At 47.6% G+C, this 22,186-nt stretch carries 21 protein-coding genes and 1 other annotated feature; of the genes, 13 read left to right on the top strand and 8 right to left on the bottom strand.

Annotated features, from left to right (window positions below; genetic code table 11):
- Position 1: 1 nt before the first annotated feature.
- On the bottom strand, positions 2-718 hold the full coding sequence (locus WQ57_RS09530; protein WP_046523522.1) for a (Fe-S)-binding protein: 717 nt from the start codon (positions 716-718) through the stop codon (positions 2-4).
- Between the two features lie 238 nt (positions 719-956).
- Positions 957-1,179: a binding site (T-box leader), on the top strand.
- Between the two features lie 84 nt (positions 1,180-1,263).
- Between WQ57_RS09530 and leuS the strand changes: the two genes are divergently transcribed.
- Both leuS and WQ57_RS09520 read left to right on the top strand, forming a co-directional pair.
- The gene (gene leuS / locus WQ57_RS09525) at positions 1,264-3,681 is read left to right on the top strand and encodes a leucine--tRNA ligase (RefSeq protein WP_046523521.1); all 2,418 of its coding nucleotides are present in this window, start codon (positions 1,264-1,266) and stop codon (positions 3,679-3,681) included.
- A 145-nt stretch (positions 3,682-3,826) separates the two neighbouring features.
- On the top strand, positions 3,827-4,132 hold the full coding sequence (locus tag WQ57_RS09520; RefSeq protein ID WP_046523520.1) for a rhodanese-like domain-containing protein: 306 nt from the start codon (positions 3,827-3,829) through the stop codon (positions 4,130-4,132).
- Between the two features lie 859 nt (positions 4,133-4,991).
- Here WQ57_RS09520 and WQ57_RS09515 read toward each other — a convergent pair.
- Positions 4,992-5,900 carry a nuclease-related domain-containing protein gene (locus WQ57_RS09515; protein ID WP_046523519.1) on the bottom strand — a complete coding sequence of 303 codons (909 nt, stop codon included), beginning with the start codon at positions 5,898-5,900 and terminating at the stop codon, positions 4,992-4,994.
- 125 nt (positions 5,901-6,025) lie between these two features.
- On the opposite strand from WQ57_RS09515, the gene WQ57_RS09510 reads away from it, so the two are divergent.
- On the top strand, positions 6,026-6,214 hold the full coding sequence (locus WQ57_RS09510) for a sporulation protein Cse60 (RefSeq protein WP_046523518.1): 189 nt from the start codon (positions 6,026-6,028) through the stop codon (positions 6,212-6,214).
- A gap of 21 nt (positions 6,215-6,235) precedes the next feature.
- On the opposite strand, the gene WQ57_RS09505 is transcribed toward WQ57_RS09510, so the two are convergent.
- Entirely contained in the window at positions 6,236-7,510 is a 1,275-nt protein-coding gene (locus WQ57_RS09505; RefSeq protein ID WP_046523517.1) for a BaiN/RdsA family NAD(P)/FAD-dependent oxidoreductase, read from the bottom strand.
- A 261-nt stretch (positions 7,511-7,771) separates the two neighbouring features.
- Here WQ57_RS09505 and WQ57_RS09500 point away from each other — a divergent pair, with 261 nt between their 5' ends.
- The gene (locus tag WQ57_RS09500) at positions 7,772-9,394 is read left to right on the top strand and encodes a putative polysaccharide biosynthesis protein (protein ID WP_046523516.1); all 1,623 of its coding nucleotides are present in this window, start codon (positions 7,772-7,774) and stop codon (positions 9,392-9,394) included.
- Positions 9,395-9,468: 74 nt separating this feature from the next.
- Here the strand turns inward: WQ57_RS09500 and WQ57_RS09495 are convergent, their stop codons facing one another.
- Positions 9,469-9,714, bottom strand: coding sequence for a hypothetical protein (locus WQ57_RS09495; protein WP_241481508.1), 246 nt, complete (start codon positions 9,712-9,714; stop codon positions 9,469-9,471).
- A 102-nt stretch (positions 9,715-9,816) separates the two neighbouring features.
- On the opposite strand from WQ57_RS09495, the gene WQ57_RS09490 reads away from it, so the two are divergent.
- Positions 9,817-10,536 carry a pseudouridine synthase gene (locus tag WQ57_RS09490; protein WP_046523514.1) on the top strand — a complete coding sequence of 240 codons (720 nt, stop codon included), beginning with the start codon at positions 9,817-9,819 and terminating at the stop codon, positions 10,534-10,536.
- Between the two features lie 50 nt (positions 10,537-10,586).
- On the opposite strand, the gene WQ57_RS09485 is transcribed toward WQ57_RS09490, so the two are convergent.
- Positions 10,587-10,808, bottom strand: coding sequence for a DeoR family transcriptional regulator (locus tag WQ57_RS09485; RefSeq protein WP_046523513.1), 222 nt, complete (start codon positions 10,806-10,808; stop codon positions 10,587-10,589).
- A 507-nt stretch (positions 10,809-11,315) separates the two neighbouring features.
- Between WQ57_RS09485 and pepV the strand changes: the two genes are divergently transcribed.
- Both pepV and dat read left to right on the top strand, forming a co-directional pair.
- Complete coding sequence (gene pepV / locus WQ57_RS09480) at positions 11,316-12,731, top strand: dipeptidase PepV (RefSeq protein WP_046523512.1); 1,416 nt, start codon at positions 11,316-11,318, stop codon at positions 12,729-12,731.
- 14 nt (positions 12,732-12,745) lie between these two features.
- Positions 12,746-13,597, top strand: coding sequence for a D-amino-acid transaminase (dat, locus tag WQ57_RS09475; protein ID WP_046523511.1), 852 nt, complete (start codon positions 12,746-12,748; stop codon positions 13,595-13,597).
- Positions 13,598-13,801: 204 nt separating this feature from the next.
- Here dat and cysK read toward each other — a convergent pair whose 3' ends face one another.
- Positions 13,802-14,731 (bottom strand): cysteine synthase A, encoded by a 930-nt coding sequence (cysK, locus tag WQ57_RS09470; RefSeq protein WP_046523510.1) that lies wholly within the window; start codon positions 14,729-14,731, stop codon positions 13,802-13,804.
- 169 nt (positions 14,732-14,900) lie between these two features.
- Between cysK and thpR the strand changes: the two genes are divergently transcribed.
- The 4 genes from thpR to WQ57_RS09450 all read left to right on the top strand — a co-directional run bounded on the left by thpR (position 14,901) and on the right by WQ57_RS09450 (position 19,619).
- Positions 14,901-15,464 carry an RNA 2',3'-cyclic phosphodiesterase gene (gene thpR, locus WQ57_RS09465; protein WP_046523509.1) on the top strand — a complete coding sequence of 188 codons (564 nt, stop codon included), beginning with the start codon at positions 14,901-14,903 and terminating at the stop codon, positions 15,462-15,464.
- Between the two features lie 58 nt (positions 15,465-15,522).
- The gene (locus WQ57_RS09460) at positions 15,523-16,482 is read left to right on the top strand and encodes a diacylglycerol/lipid kinase family protein (protein ID WP_046523508.1); all 960 of its coding nucleotides are present in this window, start codon (positions 15,523-15,525) and stop codon (positions 16,480-16,482) included.
- 17 nt (positions 16,483-16,499) lie between these two features.
- Positions 16,500-18,635 (top strand): type I pullulanase, encoded by a 2,136-nt coding sequence (gene pulA / locus WQ57_RS09455; protein ID WP_046523507.1) that lies wholly within the window; start codon positions 16,500-16,502, stop codon positions 18,633-18,635.
- A gap of 210 nt (positions 18,636-18,845) precedes the next feature.
- Complete coding sequence (locus tag WQ57_RS09450) at positions 18,846-19,619, top strand: phosphotransferase family protein (RefSeq protein ID WP_046523506.1); 774 nt, start codon at positions 18,846-18,848, stop codon at positions 19,617-19,619.
- Between the two features lies 1 nt (position 19,620).
- Here WQ57_RS09450 and WQ57_RS09445 read toward each other — a convergent pair whose 3' ends face one another.
- Positions 19,621-19,899: a YtzH-like family protein gene (locus WQ57_RS09445; protein WP_046523505.1), complete on the bottom strand. Its 279-nt coding sequence runs from the start codon at positions 19,897-19,899 to the stop codon at positions 19,621-19,623.
- Positions 19,900-20,046: 147 nt separating this feature from the next.
- Between WQ57_RS09445 and trmB the strand changes: the two genes are divergently transcribed.
- Together trmB and WQ57_RS09435 are read left to right on the top strand one after the other, a co-directional pair.
- On the top strand, positions 20,047-20,691 hold the full coding sequence (trmB, locus tag WQ57_RS09440; protein ID WP_046523554.1) for a tRNA (guanosine(46)-N7)-methyltransferase TrmB: 645 nt from the start codon (positions 20,047-20,049) through the stop codon (positions 20,689-20,691).
- A gap of 123 nt (positions 20,692-20,814) precedes the next feature.
- On the top strand, positions 20,815-21,654 hold the full coding sequence (locus WQ57_RS09435; RefSeq protein ID WP_046523504.1) for a YtnP family quorum-quenching lactonase: 840 nt from the start codon (positions 20,815-20,817) through the stop codon (positions 21,652-21,654).
- A gap of 86 nt (positions 21,655-21,740) precedes the next feature.
- Here WQ57_RS09435 and WQ57_RS09430 read toward each other — a convergent pair whose 3' ends face one another.
- Entirely contained in the window at positions 21,741-22,052 is a 312-nt protein-coding gene (locus tag WQ57_RS09430; RefSeq protein WP_046523503.1) for a PepSY domain-containing protein, read from the bottom strand.
- Between the last annotated feature and the right edge of the window lie 134 nt (positions 22,053-22,186).

Below are 22,186 nucleotides of genomic sequence, written 5' to 3'. Positions count from 1 at the left end.
TTTAACGGCTGTTCAGCACTTGCGCTATATGCAGCGTTTTAATCGGTTTTCCCTGGCGGTCTATCCGCCCTCCGATATTCATTAGGCACCCAGCATCGGCACCGATTAAATAATCAGCGCCCGTCTCTTCGGCATGCTGGACTTTTTCATCAACCATCTGCTCGGAGATCTGCGCCATTTTCACGGAAAAAGTGCCGCCAAAACCACAGCACTGTTCTTTTCCCGGCAATTCGGTGAATTCAAGCCCTTTTACATGGCTGAGCAGGATCATCGGCGCCTTTTTGACTCCCAGAAGCCTTGTCATATGGCAGGAGGTGTGATAGGTTGCTTTTCCGTCCAGCCGGGCTCCGACATCTTCTGTTTTAAGGACATCCACGATGAATTGGGTAAGCTCGTATGTTTTTGCCGCCAGTTTCTTCGCTTTTGGTTCCCAGACGGGATCGCCTTTAAACACATGCTGATATTCGTGGAACATGTAGGCACACGAACCAGATGGACAAATGATATACTCTGCGTCCGCAAAAGTATCAATCATTCTTTTCATTGCTTCCTTGGACTCCTTGACATAGCCGCTATTGTAAGCCGGCTGGCCGCAGCAGACCTGCGACTCGGGAAAATCAATTTCGCATCCCAGCCGTTCAAGCAGTTCGACTGTTGCTTTGCCCACATCACTTTGAAACATATCGACGAGGCAGGTGGCGAAAAGGGTAACCTTCATCTGCAATTCACTCCCTTAATCGGTATTTCGCAAAATTCCAGAATTTAATCATATTATACAATCAATGCTGAATATTTTGGTTCTTTTCCGGAAATAAATGAAAAGTATTCACACATCGTAATTTGCTGCATAGAATAACCAGTAAATTTTTAAGCAATGGTGAGCATTGCCGACCGCTTGCCGGGAAAGCCACTTGCATGTTATGCGGAAATTGTTTAAAATAAGTATACTTTCATAGTTATAGACGTTGATAAAGGAGTAGTAATGGTGTAAAGCCTGTTTTGTAGAGAGCTGACGGTCGGTGCAAGTCAGCCAGGTCCATCATGAACTCGCCTTTTAGTCGCCGGCATGAACTGACAGTAGTGCCAGCCGTATTCCGCGTTAAGGATGAACGAAGCGAGTGACTTGTCACTAATGTGGGTGGTACCGCGGGAGAACATACATATCCTCTCGTCCCTTTTTTGGGACGGGAGTTTTTTGTTTTTGGGGCTGTTACTGAGTTACCAGTCCCCTACAGCGATTATTAAAATCAGGAGGTAAACAAGATGAGCTTCAGCCATCATGAAATTGAACAGAAATGGCAGCAATACTGGGAAGAGAACAAAACCTTTAAAACAACGGAAGATGAAGGCAAAAGGAAATTTTACGCATTGGATATGTTCCCATATCCATCCGGAGCAGGACTGCATGTCGGCCACCCGGAAGGCTATACAGCAACCGATATTCTTTCGCGAATGAAGAGGATGCAAGGCTATAACGTCCTTCACCCAATGGGCTGGGATGCCTTTGGCCTTCCTGCTGAACAATATGCGCTTGATACAGGGAACGACCCTGCAGAGTTCACCAAGCACAACATCGACAATTTCCGCCGCCAGATTAAGGCGCTGGGCTTTTCCTATGACTGGGACCGGGAAATCAATACGACGGACCCGTCCTATTACAAATGGACACAGTGGATCTTCCTGAAGCTTTATGAAAAAGGGCTTGCGTATATCGATGAAGTGGCGGTTAACTGGTGTCCGGCACTTGGAACGGTACTGGCGAATGAAGAGGTTATTGATGGAAAGAGCGAGCGCGGGGGACATCCGGTTGAGCGCCGGCCGATGCGCCAATGGATGCTGAAAATTACGGCCTACGCCGACCGCTTATTGGAAGACCTTGAAGAGGTTGACTGGCCGGAAAGCATTAAAGATATGCAGCGCCACTGGATTGGCCGCTCTGAAGGGGCAGAAGTCACGTTTGACATTGAGGGCCACGATGGAAACTTTACCGTTTTTACAACCCGTCCGGATACGCTGTTTGGAGCGACTTATGCGGTATTGGCACCGGAACATCCGCTTGTGGATGAAATTACTTCCGCAGAGCAGCGAGAGTCGGTTGATGCCTATATCGAAAAAATCAAGAGCAAGAGCGACCTCGAGCGTACCGACCTTGCCAAAGATAAAACAGGAGTTTTCACAGGGGCATATGCGGTAAACCCTGTTAACGGTGAAAAAATGCCAATCTGGATTGCCGATTATGTGTTGATGAGCTACGGTACGGGCGCGATTATGGCCGTTCCGGCACATGATGAGCGCGACTATGAATTTGCCCGCAAGTTTGGTTTGGAAATCAAGGAAGTCGTTGCCGGCGGAAATGTAGAAGAGGAAGCGTATACGGGCGATGGTGCGCATGTGAACTCCGGATTCCTTGATGGCATGAACAAGGAAGAAGGCATTACTGCAATGATTGCCTGGCTTGAAGAAAAAGGCGTTGGCACGAAGAAAGTGACTTACCGTCTGCGCGACTGGCTGTTCAGCCGCCAGCGCTACTGGGGAGAGCCAATTCCAATCATCCATTGGGAAGACGGTACAATGTCAACTGTTCCTGAAGACCAGCTGCCGCTTGTACTGCCCAAGACAACCGAGATCAAGCCATCTGGTACAGGCGAATCCCCGCTTGCGAATATTGCAGACTGGGTGAACGTCGTGGACCCTGAAACCGGCAAAAAAGGCCGCCGTGAAACGAACACTATGCCGCAGTGGGCGGGAAGCTGCTGGTACTACTTGCGCTATATCGATCCAAAGAACGAAGAAGCTTTGGCTGCAGCCGAGAAGCTGGATGAGTGGCTGCCTGTCGATATTTACATCGGCGGAGCGGAGCACGCGGTATTGCACTTGCTATACGCGCGTTTCTGGCACAAAGTGCTGTATGACTTGGGCGTAGTTCCGACGAAAGAGCCTTTCCAGAAGCTGTTCAACCAGGGAATGATCCTTGGTGAAAACAATGAGAAGATGAGTAAATCCAAAGGCAATGTCGTGAATCCGGACTCTGTCGTTGACAGCCACGGTGCCGATACGTTAAGGCTGTATGAAATGTTCATGGGGCCGCTGGATGCATCGATTGCCTGGTCCACCAACGGGCTGGACGGTTCCCGCCGTTTCCTTGACCGGATATGGCGCCTGTTTGTCGAGGAGGATGGCAGCCTGACCGGCAAAATCCGGGAAGGTGCCGAGGCAGGCAGCCTTGAGAAGGTTTACCACCAGACCGTGAAAAAGGTGACTGAGGATTACGAAGGCCTGCGCTTTAATACCGCCATCTCCCAGCTGATGGTATTCATCAATGAGGCGTACAAAGCGACCGAGCTTCCTAAGGATTATATCGAAGGATTTGTAAAGCTGCTTGCACCGATTTGCCCTCATATCGCAGAGGAATTATGGCAGAAGCTTGGCCACGGCGGAACCATCAGCTATGCAGCATGGCCTGCATATGATGAAGCCAAACTGGTAGATGATGAAATTGAAATCGTCATCCAGATCAACGGCAAAATCAAGGCGAAAATGAAAGTGCCTGCCGATGCCAACCGTGAAACCCTTGAACAAATCGCGATGGGTGACACTGCGGTAAAAGAGCAAATTGACGGCAAGACGGTCAGAAAAGTCATTGCTGTACCTGGAAAGCTTGTCAACATTGTTGCGAACTAAAGATTGAATAAAGTTAAGCCCCTCCCTCTAGCCGGAGGGGCTTTTACAGTCAGGAGTTTTGTATTTAAGATAGTCAGTTTTGTATAATTGACAAGAAAAACTTCTATGCTGAAAAGTAGACGGTTTAAATAAGGAGCTGAACAAGATGAGTCAGATTGAAACGATTACAACAGAAGAACTTCAGAAAAAGCTAGAGGCTGGAGAAAAGCTTGCCCTCGTCGATGTCCGAGAAGATGAAGAAGTAGCAAGCGGCATGATTCCGGGAGCCAAGCACATCAGAATGGGCGACATCCCGGCAAACCAGGATTCCTTCAATAAGGATACAGAGTACATTTTCATCTGCCGCTCAGGCAGCCGCAGCCACAACGTCTGCCACTACCTGCAGGAGCAAGGCTACAAAGTACGCAATATGGTTGGCGGAATGATGAGTTGGGAAGGGGAAGTGGAATAAGGTAAAAGGCTGGTATTCACTATAGGGTGAGACCAGCCTTTTTTTGTTACGTATAGTTGCTTGATAATAGGCGTGGAAGCTGGTAATAGCCTGGAAAGCAGGAAATGCGTACGCCAAGAAGGGGATTGAGGACCGAAAAAGCGTGAGAAATGAAAAGCGGTCCACCACGGGGTTGATGGAGGACCGAAATTGCGAGAGAAGTGGAAAAGCGGTCCTCCATGAGGGTGATGGAGGACCAAAAAAGCGTGAGAAATCGAAAACCGGTCCTCCATGGGGTTGATGGAGGACCAAAATAGTAGGAGAAATCGAAAAGCGGTCCTCCATGAGGGTGATGGAGGACCTAAATTGCAGGAGAAATGGAAAAGCGGCCCTCCATGAGGGTGATGGAGGACCGAAATTGCGAGAGAAGTGGAAAAGCGGTCCTCCATGAGAGTGATGGAGGACCAAAAATGCGAGAGAAGTGGAAAACCGGTCCACCATGGGGTTGATGGAGGACCGAAAAAGCGTGAGAAATCAAAAAGCGGTCCTCCATGAAGGTGATGGAGGACTGAAAAAGAGTGAGAAATCGAAAAGCGGTCCACCATGGGGTTGATGGAGGACCGAAATAGCATGAGAAATGGAAAAGCGGTCCTCCATGGGGTTGATGGAGGACCGAAAAAGCGTGAGAAATCAAAAAGCGGTCCTCCATGAAGGTGATGGAGGACTGAAAAAGAGTGAGAAATCGAAAAGCGGTCCTCCATGAAGGTGGGAGGACCGAAATAGCTTGAGAAATCAAACAGCGGTCCTCCAAGAAGCGGATGGAGGACCAAAATGCGGGAGAAACCCAAAACGCTCTTCCACCAAGTGGCTGGAATCGTCTTTATTCAAAGTAAGCCCACTGCGCATGTCCAACGCACTTAAAATGCTTGTTTAATATTCTCCTAACGGCCTTTCTGGATCTGCTCATCCCGCACCACTCCCACACAACACCAGTTGTGACCTTCCTCTCTGGGAACAGCACCTGAAATTCCTTCACACTTCGCAGCAGGGCGGACTCGATATCCTCCTCGCATCCGCAATCCTTGCACACTAGCTTTTTCCCTTCATCGTCTACAAAATATGAATCGCAGGAGCTGCAGGTGATTCCTTTTTTTAGCTCCTCATAGGTAAACTCGGGAATCTGCGAATAGGGGGATTTTGGGATGTGCGCCGCCACTAATTTTTCAGCCAGCTTAGTGTGCCACGCGTTTAACTTGGATGGCTTGGAATTGAATTTTTTTAAAGAGCGGTTGAGCTGAGGGTGGTAAATGATTGCCAAATCTCGTGGAGCGTGATACAGGAAGAATTCGGGATGGGTAAACACAAGTTTAGGTTCAAGGGGGAGCTGGCAGCCGAGGTTATTCAGCATATTACGAAACAGAGTTTCGCTTCTGTTAAGCTGATGAATCGGATTATTCATTTTCTTTCCGGAGCTGGAGTAAAAATCGTCCTTCTCAAATTGATAGTCGCCCTCATGGTGCTTGAGTTCGAATGTATGAATGGTGTGCTGCGATATAACCAGCGAATCGATTTGAAAAAGGGTATTGTTAAACTTAAACAGCAGGTCGTTCAAGATGAGCCTTTCGCCTTTCAAAGACTCAAGCATTAGGGAATCGAAATATTGTTCTCCTTCATATCCTTTTTTCAATTTAAGGTAATACGATTTTTCGTTCTCAGGCAATTCCATTCGTTTGTTCAATATTCTTAAAATGGTTAGCTCTAAAGGCTCCTGCCGGCTTTTAAAAATCATGGTCCACATCCTTTCTTTATCTTAATGATAAGGAGGAACGCCCCATAAGACAAGCACACTCGCATGTCTGAAAATTCAATTATCAGGCAATAATGTAGAAAAATGTACCTAAAGGAGTCCTAGCCATGATTCAAGTAAAGCTGTTCGACAAGGAACATGAAAAAGATCTTGAAAAAGAGATGAATACGTTTTTAAAAAAGCTGGATGAAGACAAACTGGTGGACATCAAGTACAATGTCGCGGCGATAACAGAAGAGGAAGAAGAGCAGGAGCAAATCTACTGCTTCAGTGCAATGGTCGTCTACAGAGCGTAAAAAAGCTGAGCAATGATAGGCTCAGCTTTTTTGGTTTAAGGCATAATCAGCTGCATTCGTCCCGGCCAGCCTCCCGGTGACTAGAGCAGAGGTGATGTTATAGCCGCCTGTATAGCCGTGGATATCAAGGATTTCGCCGCAGAAATACAGGCCATCCATCTTTTTTGAAGCCATGGTCCGGGGCTCGATCTCCTTGACCGAGACACCGCCGCCGGTGACGAAGGCTTTTTCCAGCGGCTGGGACCCATTCACGGTGAACTGGAAGCTCTTGCAGTTTGCAGCAAAACTCCTGATTTTTTCCTGGGACAGCTGGCCTCCAGGCGTGCCCGGGTCTATATCGAGCTGCTCCAGCAAAAACAGCAGGTACCGTTCAGGCAGCAAGCCTTTAAGCACATTTTTTACAGCCTTTTTTGGCTCGGCCTTGATCAGCTTGCTGATTTCCTGGAAGAGCTGTTCTTGCTTAAAATCAGGCAGGGCATCAAGGCTCATGGTCACCCGGGAGAGGTTCCACTTTTTCATCGCCTTGATTACGAATTGGCTGCACCTCAGCACGGCTGGACCGCTGACGCCAAAATGGGTAAAAATCATATCCATCTGGTGCGTAATGAGCGGCTTTCCTTTCGGATTCAGCACGCTAAGGCCCACTCCGCGCAGGGACAAGCCCTGCAGCACTTTCGACTTGATAAAGGCTTCATCCGACAATAGCGGAACTTCGGTTGGGAACAGCTCTGTGATAGTATGGCCCGCTTTCTCCGCCCAGGCATATCCATCTCCTGTGGACCCTGTATGCGGCACCGATTTTCCTCCCACAGCAATCACGACACTGCCCGCTTCAAACATCTCCCCGCTCGCAAGCTCCACCGCTTTGACTCTGCCGTTCTCATAATGGACATCCCGGATGGGGGAATTCACCTTAATTTCTACCTTGAGGTCATCAAGTCTTTTTAACAGCGCATCTACGACAGACTGCGCCTTATCGGTAACCGGGAACATGCGGCCGTGGTCTTCTTCCTTCAGTTCAATGCCCAGCTTTTCAAAGAAAGCGATGATATCCTCATTGTTGAACTCCGAGAAGGCACTGTATAAAAATCGTCCGTTGCCTGGGATATGCTTAATGATCTCCTCGACGGGCAGCCTGTTAGTTACATTGCAGCGGCCGCCTCCGGATATCGCAAGCTTTCGCCCAAGCTTGTCTCCTTTATCAACAAGCATCACCCGGCCGCCTTTTTCTCCGGCGGCAATGGCAGCCATCAGTCCGGACGGTCCTCCGCCAATGACAATGCAGTCATAATTCATCATTTCACCAACTATTCATTCAGTCTAAAACTCTTCCCATTATAAAACATTTCCAACATGGAGGTAAACGAAACAGTGATTTTCCATGAAAGTGGCGCTGTTTCTTAAAGAAAGGTAAACTTATTAAATGGAAAATATAATAGATCAGTCGAGTGAGTGTGGTAAAATTAAAAATTGGGTACTTGGGTACAGTCTGTTTTTTATCTAATCAAAGTGTAACCCGCAGGTTCGCTGCGCTTTTCACTGCTAGGAAGGGATTATATGTCATCAAAGCTTCTGAGAGGGACATTTATTTTAACCCTCGGGACCATTATTTCAAAGGTACTGGGTCTGTTTTACGTCATTCCGTTTTATGCAATTGTCGGTGATGATGGAACAGCCTTGTATTCGTACTCCTATATTTCGTATACCATTTTTATCAGCATAGCCACTGCAGGAGTTCCGCTTGCCGTCTCAAAGTTCATCTCCAAATACAATGCACTTGAAGAGTATGCAGTAGGAAGGAAACTGTTCAAATCGGGAATTGCCGTCATGCTGGGAACTGGCATCCTGTCCTTTCTGTTTATGTATTTGACTGCGCCGATGCTGGCGGACGTCACGCTGAGCAGAAGCACGGACGCTTCGGATGTAAGGCCGGAAGATGTAACGACCGTTATTCGTGCGGTATCCTTCGCGCTAATTATCGTTCCGTTCATGAGTCTGATCCGCGGGTTTTTCCAGGGACACCAATCAATGGGGCCTTCTGCCGTTTCGCAGGTGGTAGAGCAGATTGTGCGGATCGCTTTCGTCCTGGTTGGGGCATATGTTGTCCTGAACGTGATGAATGGAAGTGTTGTGGCAGCAGTCAGTGTGGCGACGTTCGCTGCGTTCATCGGGGCGATCGGCAGCCTTGCCGTCCTAGTGTGGTATTGGTTCAAGCGGAAGCCGCACCTGGACAAACTGCTGGAGGCCGACAAGGGCACCATGGACATTTCCTTAAAAGAAATCTATAAGGAAATTCTTTTATATGCAGCACCGTTCGTGTTTGTCGGAATCGCCAATCCGCTGTTCCAATTCATCGACCAAATCACTTTTCAAAGGGCGATGGCGTCCATTGGGCAGGGAGCGCAGGCAACAGCAGCATTCGCAACTTTGAATTTCCAGACGCATAAGCTTGTTATTATTCCTGTTTCCCTGGCCACCGCTTTTTCCTTGACGCTCGTCCCGAGCATCACCAAGGCGTTCGTTGAAAATGACCGCACAAGCTTGAGAAAGCAGCTCGACCAAACCTTCCAGGTGCTCATGTACCTGACTGTGCCTGCGGCTGTTGGCTTGTCGCTGCTGGCGGAACCGGCTTTTACAGTCTTCTATGAAAATAAGGAACTGGGGACCGAGATTCTGCGTATTTATGCTCCTGTGGCGATTTTGTTTGCTTTGTTTACTGTGACGGCTGCAATCCTGCAGGGAATCAATGAGCAGCGGTTCACCATCCTGAGCCTTCTGACAGGCCTGCTCGTTAAGCTAAGCCTCAACATTCCACTGATCAAGTTGTTTGAAACAAAAGGAGCCGTTTATGCGACAGCTCTTGGTTATCTGGCAGCGATTTTGATCAACCTATATGTAATCAAAAGGTTTGCCAATTATCGCTTCAGCTTTGTTGCGAGAAGGATTACGCTCATCGTGCTGTTTACTTTCCTGATGGGCGCAGGGACGCTTGCCGTTTACGGGGCTGTCAGTGAATTATTATCTCCTGCCGCGAAAGCCAGCTCAATTGTCATCATTGTCATCTGTGCGGCTGCAGGTTCTGCTATTTATTTTTACCTGGGATTCCGTTCAAAATTAATTAACCGTCTGTTCGGGGACAAAGTGGACAAGGTGAAAAGGAAGCTGAGGCTGCCATTATAGCCGAAGGAAAGCCTGACCTTGGCTGACTAGAGTATGAAAGACCCTGCTCCGGGGCGGGGCAGGGTCCTTCCATTTTAATAGTAAGTTTCATAATCGGTGCGGATGCCTAAGCGGCGTTCAATGCGGTCGACCCTGCGGTCAAGCTGGTCTAGTCTGCGGTCTTGCTGATCCAGCCTCCTGACGACCCTTTGAAGGTCTCTCTCAACCTGTTCCAGTCTGCGGTTAAAGCCTCCGAAACCTCCGCCTGGGAAGCCTCCGCCGGGAAATCCGCCTCCACCTGGGAAGAATTGTCCTTGACCTTGCTGGCGATAATCCATCATCGTCCTCATCTCCTCTTCGTTTTACAGTTAAAGCATGATAATAGTCTATGTACCTACAAGGAAATTGAGTGGGCTATCGCCTATAATTGGGAGTGATTCAAATTGCGTATAGATAAAATGCTGGCTAACCTGGGATATGGAAGCCGCAAAGAAGTGAAGAAACTTTTGAAAGATGGCGCCGTCCATGTCAATCAAAAAGTGGTGAAAGACCCGGGACATCATGTTTCCCCTGGGAAAGACACGGTAAATGTCCATGGGGAAGAAGTAAATTACCGCGAGTTCATTTATTTGATGATGAATAAGCCGCCGGGAGTGATATCCGCTACAGAAGACAGCCGTGATGAAACAGTCATCGACCTTCTTGAACTGGAGGACTCCATTTACGAACCTTTCCCGGTCGGCAGGCTGGACAAGGATACGGAGGGTCTGCTCCTGATCACGAACGACGGCCAGCTGGCCCATCGCCTTCTTTCTCCCAAAAAGCATGTGCCAAAAACGTATTTCGCCGTTATTGAAGGGGAAGTCACGGAAGAAGATATCGAGGCATTTAAAAAAGGAGTTGTCCTCGATGATGGCTATGAGACGAAGCCTGGGAAGCTGGAGATTTTAAAATCAGGTCTGACTTCGGATATTGAACTCACCATCACCGAAGGCAAGTTCCATCAGGTGAAGCGGATGTTTCAGGCTGTAGGCAAAAGAGTCGTCTATCTCAAGCGCTTGACCATGGGTCCCCTAAAGCTTGATGAAACGCTGGAATTAGGGGAGTATCGCGAGCTGGACGATGATGAAATTCAGCAGCTGATGGAGTATGAAGTACAATAAAAAAGAAAAAATGGCCCCCGCCTTCATTCAAACGGGGACCATTTTTTCTTTTACGATGTCAATTTTACTTTTTTCTGGGTCGTGGTCCATTTTCCACGGCTAGGGCTTTCTACTAAGTCGTTATAGGCCAGGACATTCAAATCTCTTTGAATCGTCCGGGGGGTGATGCCAAATTCCTCTACCAGGTCCTGTGTCGTTACAGTCCCATTTTTCCGTATGAACACATAGATGGATTTGATTCGGTTTATCATCCGGTTAGTTGAAGGTTTCAAACAACCACTCCCTAATCCTTTTTTACACCCTTGGCAAATTCCTGCGATTGACAGTTCATTGGTGAGTCCTCGACTTATGTAGTTTTCTTCTTTCCAGACAACCCCTTTACAGGTTCTTGTAGGACAGGAAGCCCCTTTTGAACTATTTTACCCTTTATAAAGATAAAATACCATATTATTAACTAAATTTACAAAATATTAACCTTGTCATCCATTAGAATGTTCGGATTCCTCCCTTCATTTTCCTGTTAATTATCCATATGGCAGCATACTAGCATAATATGATTAGAAGATTGAAAATTTAGAATAAGTAAATGCAATTGTAACAAAAGAAAAATCAGTTTAACAATCCTTATTATCCTCCAGCAATATCCGTAAGAAGTGCGGTTATTAATTTTTGCATCGTAAGGGAAAACAGTTTGAAAATGTGCGGGAGAAGAGTAAGATAAGGTAAAATAGTTTGGAAATGAACAGGACCAGATAAATTGCGGTAATGGAGGAATCATCATGGAAACAATTCAATGGTTCGAAGAGGTTGAAAAAAGGAAAGACGAATTGATTCAGCAAACACAGGAATTCTTAAAAATAAAAAGTGTCCTAGATGAAGAGAAGGCGACCGAAGAAGCACCCCTGGGACCAGGTGTAAAGGAAGCGTTGGATTATATGCTCCGCCTGGGTGAAAAAGAAGGGTTCACTGCCAGGAATGTCGGCAATTTGGCAGGCCACCTTGAATTTGGCGAAGGGCGGGAAATTGTCGGGGTTTTGTGCCACGTGGATGTTGTGCCGGAAGGGGACGGCTGGACAAGCGGTCCGTATGAAGCGGAAATTCGGGACGGCAAGATTTTTGCGCGGGGCGCCATCGATGATAAAGGGCCGACAATGGCTGCCTTTTATGCCATGAAAATTGTGAAGGAGCTTGGCCTCCCGTTGAAACGGCGGGTGCGCATGATTATTGGGACGGATGAGGAGAGCGACTGGAGATGCGTCGAGCATTATTTTAAGCATGAAGAAATGCCGGCAATGGGTTTTGCTCCGGATGCAGACTTTCCCATTATTTACGCGGAAAAAGGGATAGCGGACTTTGATCTTGCCTATAAAAACCAGGCTGTTGGCGAGGAAGACCATGATGTGGAAGTCCTTAGCTTCACTTCCGGAAGAAGGTACAATATGGTGCCGGACTTTGCAACGGTTTCCTTGCATGTGCTGAAATACCAGACGGAAATTATCCAGCGATATGAAGACTATAAGAAGCAGCATGGCCTCGGGGGATCATGCCATGTGGATAAAGGAACACTGGTCCTCGACTTTGAGGGTGTTTCCGCTCATGGGATGGAGCCGGACCATGGCAAAAATGCCGGTCTCCATATGGCAGAGTTTTTGGCCAGCCTTAAGCTCGATTTCAATGCCAGGAAGTTCATGGGGTTTGCTGCCAAGTATTTGGGCGGGGATTCGCGCGGAAGAGCCCTCGGCGTAGCATATAGTGATGAAATCACAGGTGACCTGACGATTAATGTGGGCAAATTAAGGTATGATGAGACTGGCGGATCGTTTGGGTTAAATATGCGCTATCCAGTCACGGCGGATATCGATGCCATCATCTCCACCATCAAGGACATGGCAGCGGAGGAAGGGTTTGAAATGGAAAACTTCACAAACTCAAGCCCGCATCATGTTGCAGAGGACGACTTTCTCATCACGAAACTCAAAAAAGTATATGAGGAGCAGACGGGTGAAAAGGCCGAACTCCTCTCAATTGGCGGCGGTACGTACGCACGCTCCCTGAAGTCGGGAGTGGCATTTGGGCCGTTGTTTCCAGGACGGCCTGACATCGCCCATCAAAAGGATGAATACATCGTCATTGATGACCTGCTGAGGGCAACAGCGATTTATGCCCAGGCCATATACGAGCTGGCAGGAGAATAGGGAGGAATGAAATCATGGAATATGTAATGTTTAATGGGGAAATTGTCGAGCGGAAAGCTGCAGCCGTCGATATTGAAGACCGGGGTTACCAGTTTGGTGACGGGATTTATGAGGTGATCCGAATTTACAATGGCCTCATGTTCACAGCGGAAGAGCACTTGCAGCGCCTTGATGAAAGTGCTGCCAGCATCGGCATTGAAATTCCTTATGCTAGGGAAGATCTTCAGATAAAACTGGAAAGCCTTATTGCCCATAACGGTGTAAGGTTCGGAACCGTTTACCTCCAGTTCACCCGGGGAAATGCACCAAGGAAGCATCCTTTCCCTGTTGGTGCAGCGCCAACATTTGTTGCCTATACCCGGGAAGCGGGGCGCCCCGAGGAGAAACTCCAATCAGGTGTTAAAACAATCCTTATCGAAGACATCCGCTGGCTTCGCTGTGATATCAAGAGCCTGAACCTGCTGGGAAATCTGCTCGCCAATCAGAAAGCGGCAGAAGCAGGGTGTGATGAAGCCATTCAGCATCGGGATGGAAAGGTAACGGAAGGAAGCCATTCCAATGTGTCGATTGTCAAGGGTGGCACAGTGATTACCCATCCGGCCAATAATTACATCCTGAACGGGATTTCGAGGCGTGTCATGCTGGAGATTTGCCGCAAGGAAGGCATCCCGGTTGAGGAAAGGGTCTTTTCTGTGGCTGAGCTGGAAGCCGCGGATGAAGTCTTTTTGACAGGTACAACTATCGAAGTCATGCCGGTTATCGAGCATGACGGCAGAACAGTCGGAAACGGCGTCCCTGGAGCTGTCACAAGAAAGCTGCAACAGGAGTTCCGCACTGAAATTGAGAAACAATGTGGAGCGTTATAAGGATAAAAGAAAAATGGGATTGCAGCCGCAATCCCATTTTTGTAAGGATAAGGAAGTATTAATTACTGCACTTAGATAACTGTCTAGCTCCAGCGCCTAGCCCCTTGAGTCGCTTCGGTCCAGCTGTTGAAGTCAAAGAACGACTTCATCAGCTGGACCTCCAGCGCTTGTCGGGGCTGAGCGAGGCGCTTCCGCTTTTCCAGGTTACTCAAACTGGAAAAGATCACTCGAAAGATATCTTTCACCTGTATCGCAGATGATGCAGACTACAGCTTGTTCCGGCTTTAGTGTCTTGGCAACGCTTATGGCCGCGAAGCAGGCAGCACCTGAAGACGGACCTACGAGAATGCCCTCTTCACGGGCAAGTTTCCGGACCATTTCATATGCCTCTTCATCCTGGATTTGATGGATTTTTTCATACACATCCTGATTGAGAATTTCCGGAATGAACCCAGGGCTTGTTCCAACAAGCTTATGCCTTCCAGGCTGTCCGCCCGAAAGCACTGGGGAACCAGCCGGCTCCACTACATGAACCTGCACATCGGGATATCTCTCTTTAAGGCCCTCGCCTGTGCCGGTTATCGTCCCGCCTGTTCCTGCGGTCGCTACAAAGGCCCCAAGTTCCATGTTCAATTCTTCCATGGCCTCGATGATTTCCTTGGCAGTGGTATGGCGATGGGCATCCGGGTTGGCCTCATTCTCAAACTGCATCGGCATGTAGCTGCCCGGAATTTCCTTTAAGAGCTCCTGTGCCTTTTTGATTGAGCCTGGCATCTTTTCATCACCAGGGGTCAGGACTACCTCCGCGCCGTAGGCTTTTAAAATGTTAATCCGTTCGGCTGTCATCGTATCAGGCATGACAAGGATGGCCTTGTAGCCCCTGGCAGCAGCATTCATGGCCAGTCCAATCCCTGTGTTTCCGCTAGTGGGCTCAATGATGGTTGCCCCTGGCTTCAGCTTGCCTTCCTTTTCGGCAGAGATAATCATATTATAGGCAGCGCGGTCCTTGACGCTTCTGCTTGGATTATAGAATTCGAGCTTTAAGTATACGGCTGCCCCTTCTGGTGCAAGCCTGTTCAATTTGACCATCGGCGTTTGACCAATCAAATCGGCAATGTTGTTTACTGCCTTCATTGCTTTCCCTCATTTCCTGTTGTGTTATTCTTTTATCTTTCCTTATTTTATTAAAAATAAAGGTTATGCTTTTAATAATACAGACAAATCCTTCATCTTATCAAATATTTCTAAGCTTGCTCTACCTCCTTTTGCTACAATGAAAATGGGACTTGAAAGGAATGAGGATATGGGAACTCATTATTTTTATGCCTTGGCCTTGCCAAAAAACGCAAAAAAACAGATGGAACAAATATGCGGTCTTCTTCGGAAGGATTTGCCCTTCAATCGCTGGGTGCACTCCGATGACCTTCATATTACGCTTGCCTTCCTCGGGGATGCCAAGGAAGACAAGCTATCAGATTCAATCCTGAGGCTGGAAAAAGAATGGAATCATCGTTCCTTTTCGCTGGAAATCAGGCATCTTGGCGTTTTCGGAAAAAGCGATTCCCCCCGGATTCTGTGGGCAGGACACACCCCTGAGCCCTGCCTGGCGAATATTAGGGATCATGTATATTCTGTCTGTACCGACTCAGGCTTTAAGCTTGAAACAAGGCCCTTCAAACCGCATGTCACTCTGGCCAGGAAATGGGGCGGGGATTTTCCCTTCTCAAGGGAGCTCCTTGAACAAAAAGATCCATTTGCTGCAAGTCCTCTTTTGTTTGAGGCAGAAAAAGTTGTTTTGTACAAAACCAATATGGGGAAAGAACCAAAATACGAAGAGATGAAAGCCTTTCCGCTCATAGGCAGATAAATTGGCGGGAAACGGCATAGTATTAAAAGAACGTTTAAATAGGATAGGGCGGGAATATATGGAGCGGTTGTATTTTATTGTAAACCTCCAGGCCAAGAACGGACACTGCCGGAAAGTATGGGAAAAGCTTGAAAAGGAAATGGGGAAGCAAAAGATTGACTATCATGCTTTTTTCACCGAGTACAGTGGCCATGCGGCCGATTTGGCCGACAGCATAGGAAGGAATGAGGGAAACAATCCAGTTCTGCTTATAGCTGTCGGAGGAGACGGGACCATCCACGAGGCAGCGAATGGAGCAGCAGGCCATCCCCATCTCTGCCTGGGGTTCATTCCTGGAGGGTCCGGGAATGATTTTTCACGGGGATATGCTATTCCTGGCTCCCCCATGCAGGCGCTTGGGCTGGCGCTGAGGAACCATCGGCCGCAGGACTTCCATGCAATAGATGCCGGCAAGCTGTCCTTGGATGGCAGGGATATTTATTTTGTCAACAACATGGGGGCCGGGTTTGATGCACACGTGGCCAAGGAATCCAATCAAACCAGAATGAAGGCAATGCTTAACCATTTGGGAATGGGGCGCCTTGTCTACATTTTTATTCTGATAAAAGAACTAATTGGCTATCAACAGACTGATTTGGAACTTAAGGTTGATGGCGTTCAGTATTTCTATAAAAAAGTGTGGTTCGTTACGGTTTCAAACCAGAAATACTATGGAGGGGGCATGAACATTGCACCGGATGCATCCCCCGATGACGGTTTGCTGGATATTACGGTTGTTCATAATTTGGCAAAGTGGAAGCTTTTGCTGGTGTTCATAACGGTCTTTTGGGGCGGACATATCCGGTTCAGGGAAGTGAGCTCCTTGCGGGGGAAAGAGATTTTCATTGAAACGGAAAGGCCGGTGGCCGTCCATGCAGACGGAGAAGAGGCCGGAACTACGCCGCTTGGGGTCAAGGTCCAGGAACAGGCGCTGAAAATATTGACAGAAAGACAGGCATTGATAGAAAGGGCAGGCTGAGGAGATGAGAAAACAAGATGGCAACTAAACGACCGTTTGAAGCATACCTGGATGAAGTGGGAATCATCACCATATTGCTCCCGCATTCCTACATGGAAGGGGCCTCATCTGCCTTTTATTTGAAAGATGGAAATGAATGTACCGCACTGAAAGTAAAAGACAGGATCAGGCTCGACCATGCAGTCAAGTATGTTTGCGCGAGCCCGGTAAAACCTGCGATCGGCAAGCCATACAGCCTTTTGGATGAACATGGCGGTGAAACAGACCTGCAGATAGGCGCCGTCATCCGGACGAAAGAATTTGACGAAGCTTTTTATTACGACGGCGGCGACCTGGGTGTCACCTTGCTGGAGGATAAAACCGTCTTTAAGGTATGGGCACCGACTGCATCCCAAGTAAAACTTAAATTGAAGCGTCCTGGTGCTGGTGAACCGGAGTACAAAAAAATGACAAGGCTTGAAAAAGGAGTCTGGTGTGCAGAGGTAAACGGGACTGCTGAGGGAGCCCTTTATAGTTACCTGGCCTGCATCAATCTCGAATGGCGGGAAGCAGTGGACCCTTATGCGAAGGGCGCAAGTGCAAATGGGGAGCAGGGCATTGTGGTGGACCTCGCCAAAACAAGATTGCCAAAAGCGGAACTCCCGGATTTCTCCAACCCTTGTGATGCAGTCATTTATGAAACGCATATCCGTGATTTGACAATGCATCCTGCCAGCGGCATTCAGGAGAAGGGGACTTATTGCGGAGCCGCCCGAATTGGCGCTCGCAGTCCTTCGGGAGAGCCTACCGGGCTTTCATATATCAAGAGTCTGGGAATCACGCATATTGAATTTCTTCCTTTTCATGATTTTGAAGGGGTAGACGAATTGAACCCTTTCGAAAAGTACAATTGGGGCTATAATCCTATCCATTTTAATGTACCGGAAGGCAGCTTTTCCACCAATCCAAGTGACCCATATAAAAGGATCAGCGAGCTGAAGCAGCTCATTTCTTCGGTGCATTCGCAAGGCTTGCGGGTAATCATGGATGTTGTTTATAACCATGTGTATATCCGGGAGACTTCCTCCTTTGAACAGCTTGTTCCAGGCTACTTTTTCCGGCATGATGAATTTGGGCTCCCATCCAATGGCACGGGAGTTGGAAATGATTTCGCATCCGAGCGGCTGATGGCCAGAAAATACATTCTTGATTCTGTTTCCTTCTGGCTTGAGGAGTATCAGGTGGATGGTTTGAGGTTTGACCTTATGGGCATCCTTGATGTCAGGACAATGCAGGAGGTCCGGAGGCTGGCCGATGAGCGGGATTCCTCCATCATCATCATTGGCGAGGGATGGGACTTGAACACCCCCATTCCAAACAGTGAAAAAGCGAATATCGGAAATCAGGAAAAGCTCCCGGGAATCGGGCAGTTCAATGATTGGTTCCGTGATACCATAAAGGGCAGCACATTCAACCTCTATGACCGGGGCTACGCAATGGGAAATGAACGCTATGCCGAAGGGGCAAGGCAGGTGCTGGCAGGCAGCATAGGGATTGGAAAGCGGAAGCACGGTTTATTTATGTCACCTGCACAAAGTGTGAATTATGTGGAATCACATGACAATCATACCCTTTGGGATAAGCTTGAAGCCTGTGAGGCAGACCATATCGAGAAACGCCATCGTCTTGCCACTTCCATGGTCCTTCTCTCCCAGGGGATTCCATTTCTTCATAGCGGCCAGGAGTTCTTCCGGACAAAGAAGGGGATAGGCAACAGCTACCGGTCCCCGGATGAGATCAACTGGCTGGACTGGCAGCGAAGGGACCGGCATATCGGGAATGTTTCCTATATAAAAGGAATCATTTCCCTCCGCTTGTCCCATAAGGCATTCAGGTTTCCGGATGCGGCACTGGTCCAGGAGCATATGCATTTCCTCCCCTTATCATTGCCCGTGCTTGGCTATGTACTGGAGGATGTGCAGGAATATGGCAGGTGGGAGACCATTGTCGTTGTGTTCAATCCATCAGGGGAAGAGAAAGTGGTGGAACTGCCAGAAGAAAACAAGTGGAAAATATTGGCGGACAGTGAAACGGCATCCTCTGTTCCATTTCAGGTGATGGATGGAAAAACCGCTGTTCTGCCGCCCTGCACCTTATGGATCGCTGCCAAATGACAATGGAAATTTGTTGAAATAAGAGGAGATATAAAGGTATTTGTCGATGAATAGGGCGGATAGGCTTGACGTGGAAACCTGATAGGAGATAAAATTTATAAAGATAGCTATTGTGGCATAGAAATCAATAGCTGTCTTTTTTAATTTATAAATGCAGCACGGGAAATTAACTATTATCTGAAATAGTGACATAAATTGAAGGTGAACAACTTGGAAGATTTATTTGGACAGGATTGGGACATCACTCCTGCAGGCGGTGCTACCGGAGCTGCCTACTTTGCGCAGCATGAAGAACAGCGCCTTTTCTTGAAACGGAATTCATCTCCGTTTCTTGCTGTCTTGTCGGCCGAAGGAATTGTTCCCAAGCTGATTTGGACGAAAAGGCTTGAAAACGGGGATGTCATTACCGCCCAGCAATGGATGAACGGGCGGGAGCTGAAATCCGTCGATATGGATGATAACCGCGTGGCCAAGCTTTTAAATAAGATCCACCGTTCGGAACCGCTTCTTGGCATGCTGAAACGGCTTGGCAAAACACCGCTTCAACCAGAAACGCTTCTCCATATTATAAATGAAGAACTGGACGCAGAAGTCCGGAGGCTTCCAATCGTTGCAGCTGCCCTGAAGTTTCTGGGAGACGAAATCAGCCATATTGAATATGGAGAGATGGTTGTCTGTCATTGCGACGTGAATCATAACAACTGGCTGTTGGCGGAAAACAACCAGTTGTATTTAATTGATTGGGATGGCGCCATGATTGGAGACCCTGCGATTGACCTGGGGATGCTCCTCTATTCCTATATTCCCAGAGAAGACTGGGAAGGGTGGCTTGAACGTTATGGCCTGCAGCTGACAGATAATCTCAAGCTCAGGATGAAATGGTATGTGGTTGTCCAGGCACTAACCTCCATTCAATGGCATAAAAACCAAAACCGGTTCTCCGAGATGGATAATTGGATCGATTTCCTTAAAAAAGCGCTTTGAATTAGGAAAACTGGCCAATTTGGTCAACCCAGTTCGAGAGATTGTCCTGATTGGAAAGGATATGCTGGTCCAAATCTGAAGAATACGCTCCAGCCTGGCTGTATTGATAAACCTCCTGCAAAATTGGCAGGATATTTTCGTCAAGGCTGGCATTTACCATTAATGATTTTACAAGCCGTTCCAATTGTTCACATTCAGCGACAGATCCGCAGCAGTCATTCTGCTGGTTGGCCAGTATATCTTTTAAAAGATTGACTTGGTCATGATGGTCTAGTGGCATAAAATCATCCTTTCATAAGATATGGACGAAAAGGAAGCCCACATCTAGTTTGTGGATTCCTTTTTTGTTTATGCAGCATTTTGGCTTGAAAATGGGTATGCGGCCGTGATATGGTTTGAACGATATGAATTGAACAGAGGTGTCTTCATGAGATTAAGAAATAAGCCTTGGGCGAAGGACAAGCTGCTTGAATACCCACAATATGTCGTCCATGAACCGGAACAGCACCGGGGCAGATGGAATGAGCTTTTCGCGGCAGCCCAGCCGCTCCATATAGAGATTGGTACAGGAAAAGGCCGTTTTATTACCGAAATGGCCAGGGCGAATCCGAACATAAATTATATTGGCATAGAGCTTCAGGAAAGTGTCATCGTTTCCGCCCTGGACAGGCTGATTGAGGCTGGCCTGCCGAACTGTAAGCTGATGAATGTCAACGCGGCCGAGCTAGAAAAATACTTTGCTTCTGGTGATGTTAACCGCGTCTATTTGAATTTTTCGGATCCATGGCCAAAGACGCGGCATGAAAAACGCCGTCTTACCTATGCATCTTTTCTGTCTGTTTATGAACAAATCCTCGTCGATCAAGGGGAAATCCATTTTAAAACCGATAACCAGGGGCTGTTTGAATACTCCCTGATGAGTTTCTCCCATTATGGGCTGTTAATGAAATTTGTCAGCCTTGATTTGCATAACAGCGGATTTGAAGGCAATATCATGACAGAGTATGAAGAAAAGTTCTCCTCCAGGGGGAACCGGATCTACAGGTGCGAAGTGCAATACCCGAAAAAGTAAACAATCAGGCCCGCCGGCATCGGCGGGCTCTTTTTCGTACTTGGATGGAGATATTCAGCCTGATATTTCAACTTTTCAGAAAAAGGTGATAAAATGGGCACAGAATAGTTGGGGAGGGCTTTTATGGAGAAGCTGGAATTGGCGAATATCAAGTTTACCTGGCTTAATGGCGGTGTGACCAATCTGGACGGAGGGGCCATGTTTGGGGTGGTTCCGAAGCCTCTATGGTCAAGGAAATATGAAGTGAATGAAAAAAACCAAATTGAACTGCGCACAGATCCTATCCTCATCCAGACAGGCGGAAAAAATTATCTGCTTGAATCCGGAATCGGCAATGGGAAGCTGACGGAAAAGCAAAAAAGGAATTTTGGAGTCCAGGAAGAATCCAGTGTGGAACAATCACTTGGGAAGCTCGGCCTTGATCCAGGAGATATTGATTATGTGATCATGACACATATGCATTATGACCATGCTTGCGGGCTGACAAAGGAAGTCGGGGGCGAATTCATTTCGGTGTTCCCCAACGCGGCCATAATCACTTCAGAGGTGGAATGGGAAGAAATGAAAAACCCCAATATCCGATCCAAAGCTACATACTGGAGAGAAAACTGGGAGCCGATTCAGTCCCAGGTAATCACCTTCAAGGAGGAATGGAATCACGGTCCGTTCAAAATGGTCCATACGGGAGGCCACAGTAATGGACATTCCATTCTGATTATCGAAGATGGCGAAGATACAGTGGTGCATATGGCCGACCTCATGGCAACCCATGCGCACCAGAATGTCCTCTGGGTAATGGCATACGACGATTACCCAATGGCATCCATCGGTGCCAAGCAGAAATGGATGAAGTTCGCAGCCGAAAGGGATGCCTGGTTTACTTTTTACCATGATGCCGTTTACCGGGCCATCAAACTCGATGAGGAAGGCAGCATTAAAAATTCTATTCCAAGAGAACGCTAAGGTTCCATTCTGTTATCATTAAAATTCCGTTGTTTAAATATACTAAAGAAGCCTGCGTCCAGCGCAGGCTTTTCTTGTCAAAGCATTTATTGCAATTCGTTTATTTCAATAATGGTACCGGTGGAGGCATCGGCTATAAATTCATACAGCTGTGTTTTTCCGTCTGAAAAAGTGCTGATTCCACCCTTATAAACCCGGTATTCCAAAGGCGGCTTTGAATATGTCTCCGGGTTCATATTAATCCATGAACCGCTTATCGGTCCATCTTTCTTGAAAACAGCCTTGGCTTGCGCGAGGATCTGTTCCGGTGACACGTTTTCCTTCTTTACTGCTTCTTTAACCGCAAAGGCGCCTGCAATCCCGGCACCCATGCCGAGGAAAAAGTACTTCCAATTCATGAGTGTGCCTCCATTCATTAGAAAAAATCCAGTTTTAATAATCATAGCAGAGATGGCAGGAGGCATCAAAGAATATAAAGCTAGCAGACAGGAACAGAATATGATTGGCAGATTAGGGAAATATTCTGTAGAAT

Origin of the sequence: Mesobacillus campisalis (assembly GCF_000986785.1) — a bacterium.
Taxonomy (GTDB): domain Bacteria; phylum Bacillota; class Bacilli; order Bacillales; family Cytobacillaceae; genus Mesobacillus_B; species Mesobacillus_B campisalis.
Note: the sequence above shows the minus strand (reverse complement) of the source record. Positions and strands in the feature narration are given on the sequence as shown.

What these genes read in the sequence shown, in the direction of transcription:
- WQ57_RS09445 (WP_046523505.1), bottom strand. Translation starts at nt 19,899, where the DNA reads ATGCCACTAGACCATCATGACCAAGTCAATCTTTTAAAAGATATACTG.
- trmB (WP_046523554.1), top strand. Translation starts at nt 20,047, where the DNA reads ATGAGATTAAGAAATAAGCCTTGGGCGAAGGACAAGCTGCTTGAATAC.
- WQ57_RS09510 (WP_046523518.1), top strand. Translation starts at nt 6,026, where the DNA reads ATGATTCAAGTAAAGCTGTTCGACAAGGAACATGAAAAAGATCTTGAA.
- WQ57_RS09495 (WP_241481508.1), bottom strand. Translation starts at nt 9,714, where the DNA reads ATGATGGATTATCGCCAGCAAGGTCAAGGACAATTCTTCCCAGGTGGA.
- cysK (WP_046523510.1), bottom strand. Translation starts at nt 14,731, where the DNA reads ATGAAGGCAGTAAACAACATTGCCGATTTGATTGGTCAAACGCCGATG.
- WQ57_RS09530 (WP_046523522.1), bottom strand. Translation starts at nt 718, where the DNA reads ATGAAGGTTACCCTTTTCGCCACCTGCCTCGTCGATATGTTTCAAAGT.
- pepV (WP_046523512.1), top strand. Translation starts at nt 11,316, where the DNA reads ATGGAAACAATTCAATGGTTCGAAGAGGTTGAAAAAAGGAAAGACGAA.
- WQ57_RS09435 (WP_046523504.1), top strand. Translation starts at nt 20,815, where the DNA reads ATGGAGAAGCTGGAATTGGCGAATATCAAGTTTACCTGGCTTAATGGC.
- WQ57_RS09515 (WP_046523519.1), bottom strand. Translation starts at nt 5,900, where the DNA reads ATGATTTTTAAAAGCCGGCAGGAGCCTTTAGAGCTAACCATTTTAAGA.
- WQ57_RS09430 (WP_046523503.1), bottom strand. Translation starts at nt 22,052, where the DNA reads ATGAATTGGAAGTACTTTTTCCTCGGCATGGGTGCCGGGATTGCAGGC.
- dat (WP_046523511.1), top strand. Translation starts at nt 12,746, where the DNA reads ATGGAATATGTAATGTTTAATGGGGAAATTGTCGAGCGGAAAGCTGCA.
- pulA (WP_046523507.1), top strand. Translation starts at nt 16,500, where the DNA reads ATGGCAACTAAACGACCGTTTGAAGCATACCTGGATGAAGTGGGAATC.
- WQ57_RS09460 (WP_046523508.1), top strand. Translation starts at nt 15,523, where the DNA reads ATGGAGCGGTTGTATTTTATTGTAAACCTCCAGGCCAAGAACGGACAC.
- WQ57_RS09500 (WP_046523516.1), top strand. Translation starts at nt 7,772, where the DNA reads ATGTCATCAAAGCTTCTGAGAGGGACATTTATTTTAACCCTCGGGACC.
- WQ57_RS09505 (WP_046523517.1), bottom strand. Translation starts at nt 7,510, where the DNA reads ATGAATTATGACTGCATTGTCATTGGCGGAGGACCGTCCGGACTGATG.
- leuS (WP_046523521.1), top strand. Translation starts at nt 1,264, where the DNA reads ATGAGCTTCAGCCATCATGAAATTGAACAGAAATGGCAGCAATACTGG.
- thpR (WP_046523509.1), top strand. Translation starts at nt 14,901, where the DNA reads ATGGGAACTCATTATTTTTATGCCTTGGCCTTGCCAAAAAACGCAAAA.
- WQ57_RS09520 (WP_046523520.1), top strand. Translation starts at nt 3,827, where the DNA reads ATGAGTCAGATTGAAACGATTACAACAGAAGAACTTCAGAAAAAGCTA.